At 35.5% G+C, this 14,028-nt stretch carries 12 protein-coding genes and 1 other RNA gene; 9 read left to right on the forward strand and 4 right to left on the reverse strand.

Annotation, left to right across the window (positions count from 1 at the left end; genetic code table 11):
• Positions 1 to 23: 23 nt before the first annotated feature.
• Complete coding sequence (gene recU / locus MKY04_RS08295) at positions 24 to 659, reverse strand: Holliday junction resolvase RecU (protein ID WP_126294203.1); 636 nt, start codon at positions 657 to 659, stop codon at positions 24 to 26.
• 384 nt (positions 660 to 1,043) lie between these two features.
• Between recU and MKY04_RS08300 the strand changes: the two genes are divergently transcribed.
• The 9 genes from MKY04_RS08300 (at position 1,044) to MKY04_RS08340 (ending at position 11,178) form a co-directional block, all read left to right on the forward strand.
• Positions 1,044 to 1,241, forward strand: coding sequence for an endonuclease (locus tag MKY04_RS08300; protein ID WP_126294153.1), 198 nt, complete (start codon positions 1,044 to 1,046; stop codon positions 1,239 to 1,241).
• Between the two features lie 47 nt (positions 1,242 to 1,288).
• On the forward strand, positions 1,289 to 1,657 hold the full coding sequence (locus MKY04_RS08305) for a YppE family protein (protein WP_126294152.1): 369 nt from the start codon (positions 1,289 to 1,291) through the stop codon (positions 1,655 to 1,657).
• A complete protein-coding gene (locus MKY04_RS08310; RefSeq protein ID WP_126294202.1) occupies positions 1,647 to 3,923 on the forward strand; it encodes a DEAD/DEAH box helicase in 2,277 nt (758 codons plus the stop codon). The genes MKY04_RS08305 and MKY04_RS08310 overlap by 11 nt, the downstream gene beginning before the upstream one ends.
• A 4-nt stretch (positions 3,924 to 3,927) precedes the next feature.
• Entirely contained in the window at positions 3,928 to 5,175 is a 1,248-nt protein-coding gene (locus MKY04_RS08315; RefSeq protein WP_126294151.1) for a ribonuclease H-like domain-containing protein, read from the forward strand.
• A 200-nt stretch (positions 5,176 to 5,375) separates the two neighbouring features.
• On the forward strand, positions 5,376 to 5,672 hold the full coding sequence (gene gpsB, locus MKY04_RS08320; protein WP_126294150.1) for a cell division regulator GpsB: 297 nt from the start codon (positions 5,376 to 5,378) through the stop codon (positions 5,670 to 5,672).
• A gap of 58 nt (positions 5,673 to 5,730) precedes the next feature.
• Positions 5,731 to 6,115: RNase P RNA component class B (gene rnpB, locus MKY04_RS08325), an RNA gene on the forward strand.
• Between the two features lie 182 nt (positions 6,116 to 6,297).
• Entirely contained in the window at positions 6,298 to 8,037 is a 1,740-nt protein-coding gene (locus MKY04_RS08330) for a sensor domain-containing protein (RefSeq protein WP_126294149.1), read from the forward strand.
• Positions 8,037 to 9,164: a THUMP domain-containing class I SAM-dependent RNA methyltransferase gene (locus MKY04_RS08335; RefSeq protein ID WP_126294148.1), complete on the forward strand. Its 1,128-nt coding sequence runs from the start codon at positions 8,037 to 8,039 to the stop codon at positions 9,162 to 9,164. The genes MKY04_RS08330 and MKY04_RS08335 overlap by 1 nt, the downstream gene beginning before the upstream one ends.
• Positions 9,165 to 9,276: 112 nt before the next feature.
• Positions 9,277 to 11,178 carry an ATP-dependent DNA helicase gene (locus MKY04_RS08340; RefSeq protein WP_346235615.1) on the forward strand — a complete coding sequence of 634 codons (1,902 nt, stop codon included), beginning with the start codon at positions 9,277 to 9,279 and terminating at the stop codon, positions 11,176 to 11,178.
• A gap of 258 nt (positions 11,179 to 11,436) precedes the next feature.
• Here MKY04_RS08340 and MKY04_RS08345 read toward each other — a convergent pair whose 3' ends face one another.
• Genes MKY04_RS08345 through MKY04_RS08355 form a run of 3 tightly spaced genes read right to left on the reverse strand, consistent with a single transcriptional unit; the run spans position 11,437 to position 13,777 of the window.
• Positions 11,437 to 13,149 (reverse strand): b(o/a)3-type cytochrome-c oxidase subunit 1, encoded by a 1,713-nt coding sequence (locus tag MKY04_RS08345; RefSeq protein ID WP_185807692.1) that lies wholly within the window; start codon positions 13,147 to 13,149, stop codon positions 11,437 to 11,439.
• Positions 13,130 to 13,627: a cytochrome c oxidase subunit II gene (locus tag MKY04_RS08350; RefSeq protein WP_126294146.1), complete on the reverse strand. Its 498-nt coding sequence runs from the start codon at positions 13,625 to 13,627 to the stop codon at positions 13,130 to 13,132. The genes MKY04_RS08345 and MKY04_RS08350 overlap by 20 nt, the downstream gene beginning before the upstream one ends.
• A gap of 27 nt (positions 13,628 to 13,654) precedes the next feature.
• The gene (locus MKY04_RS08355) at positions 13,655 to 13,777 is read right to left on the reverse strand and encodes a hypothetical protein (RefSeq protein WP_281274602.1); all 123 of its coding nucleotides are present in this window, start codon (positions 13,775 to 13,777) and stop codon (positions 13,655 to 13,657) included.
• Between the last annotated feature and the right edge of the window lie 251 nt (positions 13,778 to 14,028).

The raw sequence follows: 14,028 nt of genomic DNA on the forward strand, positions 1-14,028 counted from the left end.
ATTAATCTCCTCACTTTAACAAACTATCTTTCTTCCTCATTTACGATAATTTTTTCTATTGCTGATAAATAATCAATTCGTGGATTATATCCTGGCTGAATTTCATATGCTTTGCTTTCAAAAATTGTTAGTGGAATGGATTTTCTTCCTCCATTCTCCATAACTGTCCACGCTTCTTGCAGTACTGAAAAAGGGACGACAAAATATCGATCTAATGAAGAGAATCGTACAATAGTAAATGCTATTCCTTTTTGATTCGTAACCATTTCCATATGGGTTACCTGATGTTGGTGCACATTTTTTAAAGGAAAAGAAGTTTTGCTTTCGGTTTCTTTTGCTTCAAAATCTATATAATATCCATTCCATACACCGTTATAGTCAGTAGTTGATGGAGTGCGGAAGTATGCTTCTCGTATAACCGCGGCGCTGCGGGATGGATATTCAACTTTGACGATTTGTACCGGAACAGGTTTCTTATGAATTATAGCAATTTGATGATTTAAATAGTAACTATTCGTTTCATTTATTTCATCTTCAAGTGTTTTTCCCCGGTTACTAAACGAAACATCCTTTTCTCTTTTAATGCCTGTATGTTTTATTTTTGGTATTTCGTTTGACTTTGGCCTATACGGTTTACCATTAGGATAATGAATCAACAGAAACACCCTTTCTTTCTTAATCAGAAAGTATTAAAACTTTTTTAATCAATACCTAGCGCAAGCCAGCCAGCCTCTCGGTTGAAAGCTGAAAAAGCTTAACGATTCTGGCCTTCCGCCGCATATGGATGTGCAAGTGCCGACAAAGCCACACAATGTGGCGTTTTTGGTCGGCCCAACACTTGGGGTTCACAGGATGTGAGTCATGTCGACGCGGGTTAAGCGGGCGCTTGCGCTTTTCTTAAAATAATACCCAATTCCAAAGTTAAGTTTAACATAAAAATATAGCGAAAATTTTCTTGTTTTATCAACCATTGTCTAGTTTTGACATGCGAAAAGGGATTTGACATTTTCAAATGAATTATACAGTCAAAAGGAGGAATGACAATGAACAAAATTCAAATGCTCATTTCGCAAATTGACTGTGTTGATAGTATGATAACAGCTAAAATCGAGAATGAACGCGCCATGATGAATGACCTATTTTTCTCTCAATTAGGAACAACTTATCAAAAAGTAAGCTTAGCAGAAAAGCAAGTTCATGTAAAGAATGCTTGTTCGCCTATTACTAGTGAATTAGATTAGTTTTTGGTACACTAAAAGTAGATTAAAAATATTAAGAGGAACAAAAAATGCAACTAATCGAACAAACTAAACATTTAATAGAAGAGTGTGATGCGTCAATTAGTCGCTTTTACAGACAGCGTGAACTTGACGCAACACCTCACTTTTTTGACGAAGTAAAGCCTCATGCTGATTATATACAATCTTTATTAATAGAATGGCAGCAAAATGCTCTTTCTTGGATACAACAAAATAGACCAAAATATATGCATGAAATCCAAATTAATAATGCTGTCGATGCGATGAACCAATTTGTTGTACAATCCTTTTATAAGGAAACTAGCAAAAAAAGGTTCATACAGTCTGTACAATCTGTACATTATACCTTATCTACTTTTTTGCGATACTTGGAGGAGAGTGATAATGGTGTTAAGTAAAAAACGTACGATTGATGAATTGTTGCAAGAATGGCAATATGATGAAGAACTAAAACAAAACATTATCCATTGGCAAACACTAGAAGCGAAGCCTGCTCATTATTCACCTTTTCCACAAAGTCTTCATCCTTCCATTCAGAAGGCATTGGAAGCTCGAGGAATAGGGCAGCTGTATACTCATCAGCGCGAAGCTTTTGATTTTGCACAGGAAGGGAAATCATTCACTGCTGTAACCCCAACGGCGTCAGGGAAATCACTTTGCTATCATTTACCTGTATTGCAAAAAATTTTAGAAGACCCATCAAGCAGAGCTATTTATTTATTCCCAACAAAAGCTTTGGCACAGGATCAAAAAGCCGACTTAAATGAATTAATCGAGCTGATGGGCGAAGAAATTTTAAGCTACACATATGATGGAGATACTGCACCTGCTATTCGGCAAAAAATTCGAAAAGCAGGGCATATTGTAATGACAAATCCTGATATGCTTCATTCTGGTATATTACCGCATCACACAAAATGGGTATCTCTTTTTGAAAATCTAAAATATATTGTGATTGATGAATTGCATACATATAAAGGTGTATTTGGAAGTCACGTAGCACATGTTATTCGAAGACTGAAACGTATTTGCGCTTTTTATGGGAGTGACCCTATTTTTATTTGCACATCTGCAACAATTAAAAACCCTAAAGAGCTAGCAGAAAAATTAACGAATTCGAAGCATGAGTTAATAGCTAACTCAGGAGCCCCAGTAGGCAAGAAAACGTTTCTATTCTATAACCCACCAATTATCCATCCAACATTTGGAGTAAGACGGAGCAGTATTTTAGAAGTTCGTGATTTAGCAACCAGATTATATGAAGCTGGTATTCAATCCATTGTTTTTGCGAAATCACGTGTACGAGTAGAAATGCTTGTCACATATTTAAAAAGTCTTACAAAGAATAAAATTAAGGATGAATCCATTCGCGGATACCGGGGGGGCTATTTGCCAACAGAACGACGGGCAATTGAAAAGGGATTAAGAAATGGCACAATACAAGTAGTTGTCAGTACAAATGCTTTAGAGTTAGGCGTTGATATTGGCCAATTACAGGCATGTATTATGACAGGATATCCAGGGAATATTGCAAGCGCTTGGCAGCAAGCAGGACGAGCGGGTAGAAGACAAGATTCTGCGTTAATCATTTATGTCGCAAATTCAACAGCGTTGGATCAATACGTTGTACAAAATCCAAATTATTTATTGGGAAGTTCACCGGAAGAGGCGTTAATTAATCCTGAAAACATACTTATTTTAATGGACCATTTAAAATGTGCTGCATTTGAATTGCCATTTTCGATGACTGATGGCTATGGGGAATTTGAAGTACAGCAATTACTGGAGTTCTTACAAGATGAGGGAGTCTTAGTTAAGACGAGCTCACAATGGTATTGGATGAGCGAGCGTTTCCCAGCACATGAAATTAGTTTGCGCTCTGCTTCGCAAGAAAATGTCGTCATTATTGACCAATCAATTCCAGCAGGAACGAAAGTGATTGGGGAAATGGATACTTATAGTGCCATGACGCTGCTCCATGAAGAAGCAATTTACCTTCATCAAGGAACCCAATTCCAAGTAGAAAAGCTTGATTGGGAAGAAAAAAAGGCATATGTAAGAGAAGTAGATGTAGATTATTTTACAGATGCAAACTTAGCGGTTGAATTAAAAGTACTAAATGAAGATAAAAGTGCAAAATACAAAACGGCAACTGTTAGCTATGGGGATATAAGCTTACTTGCAATACCAACAATATTTAAAAAAATAAGATTCCAAACACATGAAAATATCGGCTCAGGCAAGATTCATATTCCACCATTAGAAATGCATACGAATGCCACATGGATGTCGTTTGATTTGCCTGAAAACTGGTCAGAGGAAATGTTAACAGATGCGTTAACAGGGGCTGCCTATGCAATTAGTTCATTTATTCCACTATATTTACAATGTGACCGCAATGATTTAACAGTAGTACCACAAGTAAAATCTGTTCATAATGAGAAACCAACATTATTTGTTTATGACAGCTATCCAGGTGGAATTGGCTTAAGTGAAAGAGTGTATGACATTCTGGTTCCAATTCTTGAACAGACGATAAAGCATGTACGAAATTGCCCTTGCCAAACAGGATGTCCATCTTGTATTGGCGCGCAGGATAGTCTCAATGAAAGTAAAAATAAAGTATTAAAAGTATTATCAATTTTACTTAGTGAAATAGAGTGATGTCATGTCGTATGAAAATAAAGTAATGCAGCTGAAACAAATGCTTGGGAAAAAGAAAACAGATGTTAAGGAAAAGCCTGTCTTTCAAAAGCCAGATAAGCCAGTCTATATTGCAAAATGGCAAGAGGCTGGTTTAGCAGTTGTTGAAAATGACTTTGGTGTTTTATTTAAACGCCAGGTTGAATACCCTCTGCAATATAAGCACGGCCATTATGAATTGGGCTTATTTTATAAGGCGCTTGAAAAATGGCAATCAACAGGTGCAGAGCATCCGTATTTAATTGATATAGATGAAGAAGTACTGTTCTTTGATACAGAAACGACAGGATTAAAAGGTGTCGGGACTAACATATTTTTATTAGGACTATTAGAACCTACGGATAAAAGTTTTATTTTAAATCAATATGTATTAGCAGACCCATCTAATGAGGCTGCCCTCTTGTTTGAATCAAAATTTTGGCAGCACTCAAAAACCGTTGTCTCATATAATGGCAAAAGTTTCGATTGGCCTCAATTAGAAACTAGATGGACATTAAATCAACAATTCTTACCGAAACTCCGTGTTCAAAAACAAATTGATTTATTACACAGTTCAAAACGAATATGGAAAAATAATTTGGAAAGAATGAAATTAACACAAGTAGAAGAAGAGAAACTTGGATTTAAACGAAAGGGAGATATTCCAGGTTTTTTAGCACCAATCATTTATGCAGATGCGGTTAAAAGTGGAGATGCGACTAATCTAATGAAAGTACTTTATCATAATGAATGGGACTTATTGTCACTAGTAACTCTCTATATTCATTCTACAAATCTACTACTTGAAAATGATTTGAAAGAAGCTGCTACAACCTATACAAACATAGGGAAATGGTATGGAGACTTGAAACAACAGCAGCAAAGTAAACAAATTTTAGTTAATGTTACGAATGAATTCGATGATGAAGAAGCAGGACTTGCATATTATTTTCTAGCTTTTCAGCATAAAAGAAATAGACGATATGAAGAGGCTAGGCATTCTTTTGAAAAGGCATTAAAGGTTTTAAAGTCTCGAGAAAAGCTAAAAGTACTTGAACAGTTAGCAATTTTACATGAACATCACTTTAAAGAGTTTAAACAGGCGTTATTTTACGCCGAAGAAGGTTTGCGAATTACTAGTTCAAGTACGTTGTTCAAAAAGGATCAGCAAGTTAAAAAGCTAGAAGAGTGGAAAAAAAGATATACAAGGATTGAAAAAAAACTAGGGAAATAAATAGTAATTAATTGAAAATTATAAAAATAATTTCCCGGGGAAGCGCAATTTTTGACATTGTATTAGAATCATGATTAAAAAAATCATATTTTGCAAAATTATGTCGCTATTATCTATAAAATAAGTTGCTTTCAATCCCTTTTGAATCATTCATATGGTATAATCGAAATATGTACGTATCGGATGGAAGGGCGATGTGAATGGAAATTAAATTAAATTCAAAAATTATTTTGGAGAAAGAATTTAAGAAATCAGTAAAAGGTTATAGTATTGACCAAGTAGATCAGTTTTTAGATCAAATTATGGAAGATTATGACGCATTTGAAAAAACTATTGAAGAATTGCGTGCTGAAAATAAACGTTTAAAAGAAGAATTAGAAAATACAACTGTTAGACGACCACAAGTACAACAGTCAGCAGGAAACACTAATTTTGATATATTAAAACGACTTTCAAACTTAGAAAAACATGTATTTGGAAGTAAACTATACGAATAAAATTCTAAAGGTTATTGAATTTATCAATGTTTTTTAGTATAATACTTTTATCATAGTCAAATTCGAGTAATCGCTGCAACTCATTACGAAGTTGTAGAGGAAAGTCCATGCTCACACGGCTCTGAGATGACCGTAGTGTTCGTGCTTACTGAAAAAATAAGGTAAGGCAAGGCTCGCCTTGACGGCGGAAGGAAAACCTAAGTCTTTTGATATGGTTGACACTTCCTGAAAGTGCCACAGTGACGTAGCTTCATTGGAAACAGTGAAGGTGGAACGAGGTAAACCCCACGAGTGAGAAACCCAAATTATGGTAGGGGCACTCTCCTGAAGGAAATGAACGGATGGAGGGACGAAAGATTTCTTTCGTAGATAGATGATTACTACCCGCTTTGTACGAGGTTTTTAACCGTTTGAGTACTCGGGAACAAAACATGGCTTATGAATTTCTATGATATATAATAACTTAAACTTCTATTTAAAAAATAAGTAAAAAAATGTTCTATAATAATGTCCATGGAAATGAATGGGCATTTAAGTAAGTATAAACAATAAGAGCGTTATGCTTATCTTGATAGGCTCTCCATCAATTTGGAGAGCCTTTCTTTTAGCGATAGGGAGAGTAAAAATGAGGGAAGTATACCAAGATATAACTAGTGAGAATAGTTATTATCCGAATCATGTTGTGATGAAAATTTTTGAAAATGTATCTGAAGGAATTATGGTAACAGATGTAAATAAGAAAATTTTAGTCGTAAATCCCGCATTTGAAAAAGTTACTGGCTACAAAAGTAAAGAGGTAGTTGGCAAAAACCCTACAATTTTGCAATCAGGCGTTCATGAACGAGCTTTTTATAATGAAATGTGGAAAAGCATCCAAAATCATGGTGTCTGGCAAGGTGAAATATGGAACCGTCGGAAAAACGGTGATATTTATCCTGAGTGGCTAACGATTATGAGTATAAAAGATGAACATGGCATCGTTACCAACTATTGTGGTATTTTTACTGACTTATCTGAAAGAAAGATTGTAGAAAGTGAATTAGAAAAACGTGCATTAACTGATTCGTTAACAGAAGTAAATAATCGATTTGCATACCTGAAGAAAATGAATTCTCTTCTCGAGTCTTCCGAGATTATATCAAATAAGGTTCAACATGCAGTATTTTTTTTAGACTTGGATCGATTTAAACAAGTAAACGATACATTAGGTCATACAACAGGAGATTTGCTGTTAGTTGAAATTGCACAACGTATAAAAAGATTATTAAATTCAAAAGATTTACTTGCTAGATATGGTGGTGATGAGTTTGTTATTACGTTAACAAATATTCGCCATCCAAGAGAAGCTGCAAAATTCGCAGAACAAGTCATTCGTGAAATTGAAAAGCCTGTTTTCATCAATAATCAAGAAATCTTTGTTTCAACAAGTATAGGAATAAGCATTTATCCTCATGATGGGGATACAACAGAAGATCTTGTTAATCGAGCCGATAAAGCGATGTACTTCTCAAAACAAAATGGACGCAATGGCTTCTCATTTTATTTTGAAGATTTGAATATAGATTCAAAGCGTGTCATCGTACTAGATTCAGAACTAAGAAAAGCAATTGAAAACCGTGATTTCACATTAAATTTTCAGCCGAAAGTAAGTACGCAGTTAAATAAAATTGTTGGATTAGAAGCTCTAGTTCGTTGGGAAAGTGAAAAATTAGGGTCCGTTTCCCCAGCTGAATTTATCCCGTATGCAGAGGAAACTGGGCTTATTATACCGATTAGTGAGATTGTTTTGGAGAAAGCTTGTGAAGATCTGGCAAAACTAAGATTAGCAGGATATTCAAAAATATCGATTGCTTTTAATGTATCAAGTATACACTTTCAACAACAAAATTTTTTAGAATCGATTCAAAAAATATTAGAGAAAAATAATACTTCAGCACAAAATTTTGAAATCGAAGTTACTGAAAGAACAGTAATGAATAATGATTCAGATACGATTCGAAAGCTTGTTCGACTGAAGCAATTAGGATTTAAACTATCCATTGATGATTTCGGAACTGGCTACTCTTCTTTAAGTTATTTAGTGCGTTTTCCACTTGATTATTTAAAAATAGATCGCAGCTTTATACAACATATCGTTTCTTTAGATGATAAACAAGCTGTTGTTGATGCGATTATTCAAATGGCACATCGTTTAAACATGCAAGTAATAGCTGAAGGTGTTGAAAGTGTACAACAGCTAAATATTTTACGGGAAATGGGTTGTGATTATATTCAAGGGTATTATTATAGTAAGCCGGTATCTATGGATGGCTTAATTGAATTTTTACAACTATGGGAATATGAACATCAAGGAGAAATTGAGTAATGACAAAATTCCAACTAGTAGCAACTGCTGCAATGGGTCTTGAATCAATTGTTGCACAGGAAGTACAAGATTTAGGGTATGAAACTCGAGTAGAAAATGGAAAAGTATATTTTGAAGGGGATGAGATTGCGATTGCAAGATGTAATCTATGGTTGCGTGTTGCAGATCGAGTAAAAATTGTCGTAGCAGAATTTCCTGCACATACATTTGATCAACTATTTGAGAGTACGAAAGCAATTGAGTGGGAGAAATATTTACCTGTAGATGCTGCATTTCCTGTATCGGGAAAATCTGTGAAATCAAAATTATTTAGTGTTCCGGATTGTCAGGCAATCGTGAAAAAGGCGATAGTAGAGCGTATGAAATTACATTATAAACGTCTAGGTTTTTTAGATGAATCTGGTGCAACATTTAAAATCGAAATTTCGATTTTGAAGGATGTTGCTACATTAACTATAGATACATCTGGAGCGGGCCTACATAAACGCGGCTATAGACAATTACAAGGAGAAGCTCCTTTGAAGGAAACACTTGCAGCGGCCTTGGTCAAAATTTCCAAATGGAGTCCAGGTAGACCGTTCATCGACTTATTCTGCGGGTCTGGTACAATACCATTGGAAGCTGCTATGATTGGACAAAATATAGCACCGGGATATAATAGGGATTTCATTTCGGAACAATGGAATTGGATGTCTTCAACTATATGGGATGAAGCTCGGAATGAAGCTGATGATCTAGCTAATTACGATCAACCTCTTGAAATAATCGGTTCAGATATCGATCATCGTATGATAACCATTGCCCAAGACAATGCGTTGGAAGCAGGATTTGCAGATTTAATTACATTTAAACAAATGCAAGCTACTGACTTTACGACGAAGCTAACAGATGGTGTCATTATTTCAAATCCACCATATGGAGAACGTATCGGTGAAAAAGAAATAATTGAACAAGTAATTCGTGAATTAGGTACAGTCATGAATCAATATCCGACTTGGTCTGTATATTTGCTTTCTTCGATGGAAAACCTAGAAGCACTTTACGGAAAGAAAGCAACGAAAAAACGGAAATTGTTTAATGGATTTATTCGTACTGACCTTTATCAATTTTGGGGTCAAAAATCGTAACAAGAAAGAAACGGATACAAACTGAATACAATACTTTTAACGGAAGGATGAGATGATCCTTCCGTTTCGAATGTCTATAAAATAGACATGTGAGTTGAAGGAGTTAAAAATAATGAGACAGTCTTTACCATTTGAATTATCTAAAGATCGCTCTTTTTTTGAATCACTAGGAGATTGGTTGGGCGATGTTTTATATGATGAATTGCCTGAAAAAGGATTCGAATGCCGCGACGAACAAATTTTCATGGCGTATCAAATCGAGCAGGCATTAAAAGAGAAAAATGTTTTATTTGCTGAAGCAGGTGTTGGAACAGGTAAAACTATTGCCTATTTATTACCTGCAATATCATATGCCCGCTATACTGGAAGACCAGCGTTAATTGCATGTGCTGATGAGACGCTTATCGACCAGCTTGTAAAAGAAGGCGGGGATATTTACAAACTAACTGAGCACCTTGGTTTAACGATTGATGTTCGTTTAGCAAAATCGCGTAATCAGTATTTATGCTTAAAGCGATTTGAAGAGACTGAAAAGGTAGTAACGGAGGAATGGATTGATGATATAGCAATGTCTATTCCAGACGGCGTTTATAGTCAAGGCTCAATGAATACAGTAGAACCCTTTGGGGTAAGAAGCGATTACCCAACTGTAAGTGATGAAGATTGGCAAAAAGTTAATTATAATGCCATTATGCAATGTTCTGTTTGTGAAATGCGTAATCGTTGTGGATTAACGTTGCACCGTGCACATTATAGACAATCTTCGGATTTAATTATTTGTTCTCAAGACTTTTTAATGGAACATTTGTCAACGAAGGAGTCTCGTGAACGAGAAGGTCAATTGCCGTTATTACCCGAAGTATCAATGATTGTTTTAGATGAGGGACATCTTTTAGAATATGCAGCACAAAAAGCGATGACTGTAAAGGTACAAAGTTATACGATTGTTAATCTATTAGAACGTCTTATGGTTGATGGTGTTCGTGAGAGAACATTATACGCGATGGAAAAGTTACAAGATGATCATGAATTATTTTTTGACCAGCTTCGTGATGATGTTGTTCCTTCTGAAGAGGATCGCAAAACCATTCAAAAATCACAACGATTATTATCATTAGGCAAGCAGTTAATTGCCGATGTGGAGCAATTATTAGAGGAATTTGTATTTGAGTCTGAGTTGTATATGATTCCTGAATATGAATTAAACATGGCTGAAGAATTTTTAGAACAATATGAAGCTGCTATTCGAATTTTTATTGCTCAAGGTGATGCAGTAGATTGGCTGGAAGAAACAGATGGGGAAGAAACTTTAGTAATTATGCCAAGGTTAATTACAGATGTGCTTGAGGAAAAATTATTCTCAAAGAAAATTCCAATTGTGTTCTCATCAGCAACATTATCTGTTAACAAAGACTTTTCTTATATTGCTTATAGTCTAGGTATAAAAAAATATCAGTCTTTTAGCGTTCCTTCACCATTTGATTATGAAGAGGTAATGAAAATTTACTTGCATGAATCAGAACAAAAACAAAAAGTGGCGAAAGTAGAGCAGCTGCTAAAAGACGATCAGAAGACTTTAATTTTATTTAAATCTAAACAGGCGATGCTTTCGTTTAAATCGAGCTTATCCATGGTGGCTCGTTTAACAGTCGCTTTTGAAGGGGATCGCGAGTTATCAGCAATTATTCGTGACTTCCAGGATGGTACAATAAAAACTCTTTGTTCATATCACTTGTGGGAGGGGTTAGATTTACCGGAAGAAGCATTAACCCGTGTAATTATTTTTGACTTGCCATTCCCACCACACGATCCTTTATTTGATGCAAAACGAGCTTTTGCTGAAAATCCATTCGAAGAAGTAGAACTACCATTTATGCAACTTCGATTACAGCAAGGAATAGGACGTCTAATTCGTACATCAAATGACTATGGTGATATTCATATACTTTTAAACGAAGAAGAAAGTAAACTCATTCCAGAGTTTATCGATATTCTACCAGTACAACCTAAATAACTTAAGAGCAAAAGGTCAAATACAGACGACCTTTTGCTTTTTTATCTTATAAACAAATCCTATACTTCTATTATGATAGGATTAACTATCAATCCAAAGGGGTATTTAAAAAGAATGTTTTAAGGAGATTAAAATGATTGAATCATAAATTTGAATATTTTAAAATTGTTTATATGTGGTAATTGTAAAAACCCCTCCAAGAAGGAAGGGTTCTAAATTAATTTTTCTCCGTTTAGCAAACGTGCTGTGCTTTTCTTGTCACCAGAATTTATAGCCTACTGAGCCAAGTGGGGAATTGCGAATGATATCTATAATTGGAATAGTGTAAGCAATTAAAATCAATGCTACTAAAATTACACCCCAAACCTTGAAGTTTTCAAGAATAGCTGGAGTTTTTCCAGCGCCTTCTGCTACTTCACCAACAGGGAATTCTTCTTCGCCTTTTGGTGCAAACCAAAGTAAATTTACAACAACGCCGATAATTAGCAGAATTGCAATGAAAAGAATGGTACCGCCAACTGCTTGAGCAATTTGGTAGGAGATCCATTCAGTTGCTTGTTCAGATCCTCCATAAGTTGAAAATTCAGAACGACGAGGTGCACCTAGTAAACCAGCGATGTGCATTGCGCCAGACATAATAAACATGCCTATAGCCCACATTATTCCTGTAACATTTGCATAGTTGTTCAATTTGTTTGTTAGCTTGCGTCCAGTTAAATGTGGAATTAACCAGTATGCTGCTCCAAAGTAAGTTAATACGACAGCTGTCGCAACGGTTAAGTGGAAATGACCAGTAACCCAAATTGTATTATGAATTAATTCATTCATTTGATAAGATGCGTTGACGATACCGCCAGCGCCACCTGGGATGAATGCAACCATACCGATGAAAGGAACTAGGAAGCGGCTATCTTTCCAAGGTAAATTTTTAAACCAGCCGAGCACACCTTTTCCGCCAAGTTCACGACCGCGCAACTCAAATGTGGCAAACATTGAAAATGCAGTCATTAATGATGGAACAACAACAAAGAATGTTAAAACAGTTTGCAAGAATTTCCAGAAGCCATCAATACCAGGTTCAGTAAACTGATGGTGAATACCGACTGGAACTGATAAAATTAAGAATAACATAAATGATAGACGTGACAGTGCATCAGAAAAGATTTTACCGCCAATAACTTTAGGGATTACAACGTACCAAATCATATATGCAGGCAATAGCCAGAAGTATACAAGTGCGTGACCAAAATACCAGAATAAAGTGCGTGATAATAATACATCAATACGTTCTACGAATCCTAGAGACCACGGCAGTAGTTGGAATAAAACCTCTGCTGCAACACCTAAAGTTGCTACAAACCACATTAAATTGTTTACAACAACCATAAATGTTAATAATGGTGAAGTTTGACCTTTATTTTCTCTACGCCATTGTGCATAGCGCATTGCTTGTGCTAAACATTCTAGCCAAGAACCAACAACAACTAAAGTTAAACCTAAATAGAAAATCCAGTGTGCTTGGAGTGGGGCATAGAAAGTATAAAGTACAGATGCTTCATTCAACAGAACCATTACAGCAGCAGATATTGTACCAATGGTCATCAACCAGAAACCAATCCAGCCTAATTTACGTTGAGTGTTGGAAAATGCACCAGCTGTACGGCTAATTGCTGCAAATTGGAAACCCATAATAAAGAAAGTAGTTAGTATAAGACCTAATAACACGCCATGGACTGTTAAAACTTGATAATAACCGATGCCGAAAGGAAGTTTAAATTGTCCTGAGCGAACAAATACTTGAAGTAAACCTGCTAAGCCTCCAAGTAATAAGGCTGTAAATGCTACATAAATATGTGCTAATGAAAGTTTCGCATCTTTTTTATCAACTTTTGAAAGATTATTTTTAGTAAAAGATATATTCGAGCTATTTATTTTGTTTACTGTTTCTTTACTAGTGACTGCTGTTGTCATCAGAGTCCACCACCTTTAATGTAGAATACATCATTGCATGACCAGTACCGCAATATTCATTACAAACGACTGTATATTCGCCAACTTTATCGACGGTTGTAATTTTTTCTGAAACATAGCCAGGTTCCAACATCATATTTATATTAGTTCCTGCAACCTCAAAACCGTGCACAACGTCCGTAGTTGTAGCAATGAATCTTACTGTTGATCCAACGGGTATTTCAATTTCCATAGGATTATAGCTGAATGCAGAAGCAACTAATACTACTTCGTAATCCCAGTCTTTACCCTCAACTTTGTGAACACCTGGGTTATCAAATGGAGCAATTTCATTAACTTTTTCATAGTTAATTGTCCATTTTGAATTATTTGGATGCGTACCTGCATGAAAGGCGCTGACACCAATAATAAGAAGAAATACGATCAGTGTGCCAGTTCCAAATACAAGCCACCATTTCTCATACTTGTGTATGTGCATATAGAGATCCCCTCCTTGAAATACTTTTTAAAAACGATCAATAAATAAATTGAAGCATAGTGCCCAAACGACGATAATGACGATGCCAATTCCAAAGGTTGCGTAAAGAGTACCTTTTAAATTGTCGTCAGATTTTTTTTGGTTTGACATGTCTCTCCCTCCTAGAGATACAAATATTAATTTACGAACCCATCATATAAGAAATAGTGACTACAAGATGTGATAAAAATCACAGTTCGACAATTCAAATGTGAAATTAATGTGAAAGGTATTCATCCCTATTCAAACAACAAAAAGGTTTCGACTCAAAGGTATTTTTGAGTCGAAACCTTGCGTAAAGGATATGAAGTACCGCAGGAGGAATGTAATTAAAACATATATTTGATAAATGAAAGAGGGCT

The sequence above is a fragment of the Lysinibacillus telephonicus genome, from assembly GCF_039654155.1.
GTDB classification, from domain to species: Bacteria; Bacillota; Bacilli; order Bacillales_A; family Planococcaceae; genus Ureibacillus; species Ureibacillus telephonicus.

Coding starts and splice junctions, on each gene's coding strand:
- MKY04_RS08300 (WP_126294153.1), top strand. CDS start 1,044: ATGAACAAAATTCAAATGCTCATTTCGCAAATTGACTGTGTTGATAGT.
- MKY04_RS08305 (WP_126294152.1), top strand. CDS start 1,289: ATGCAACTAATCGAACAAACTAAACATTTAATAGAAGAGTGTGATGCG.
- MKY04_RS08315 (WP_126294151.1), top strand. CDS start 3,928: ATGTCGTATGAAAATAAAGTAATGCAGCTGAAACAAATGCTTGGGAAA.
- gpsB (WP_126294150.1), top strand. CDS start 5,376: ATGGAAATTAAATTAAATTCAAAAATTATTTTGGAGAAAGAATTTAAG.
- MKY04_RS08330 (WP_126294149.1), top strand. CDS start 6,298: ATGAGGGAAGTATACCAAGATATAACTAGTGAGAATAGTTATTATCCG.
- MKY04_RS08335 (WP_126294148.1), top strand. CDS start 8,037: ATGACAAAATTCCAACTAGTAGCAACTGCTGCAATGGGTCTTGAATCA.
- MKY04_RS08340 (WP_346235615.1), top strand. CDS start 9,277: ATGAGACAGTCTTTACCATTTGAATTATCTAAAGATCGCTCTTTTTTT.
- MKY04_RS08345 (WP_185807692.1), bottom strand. CDS start 13,149: ATGACAACAGCAGTCACTAGTAAAGAAACAGTAAACAAAATAAATAGC.
- MKY04_RS08350 (WP_126294146.1), bottom strand. CDS start 13,627: ATGCACATACACAAGTATGAGAAATGGTGGCTTGTATTTGGAACTGGC.
- MKY04_RS08355 (WP_281274602.1), bottom strand. CDS start 13,777: ATGTCAAACCAAAAAAAATCTGACGACAATTTAAAAGGTACTCTTTAC.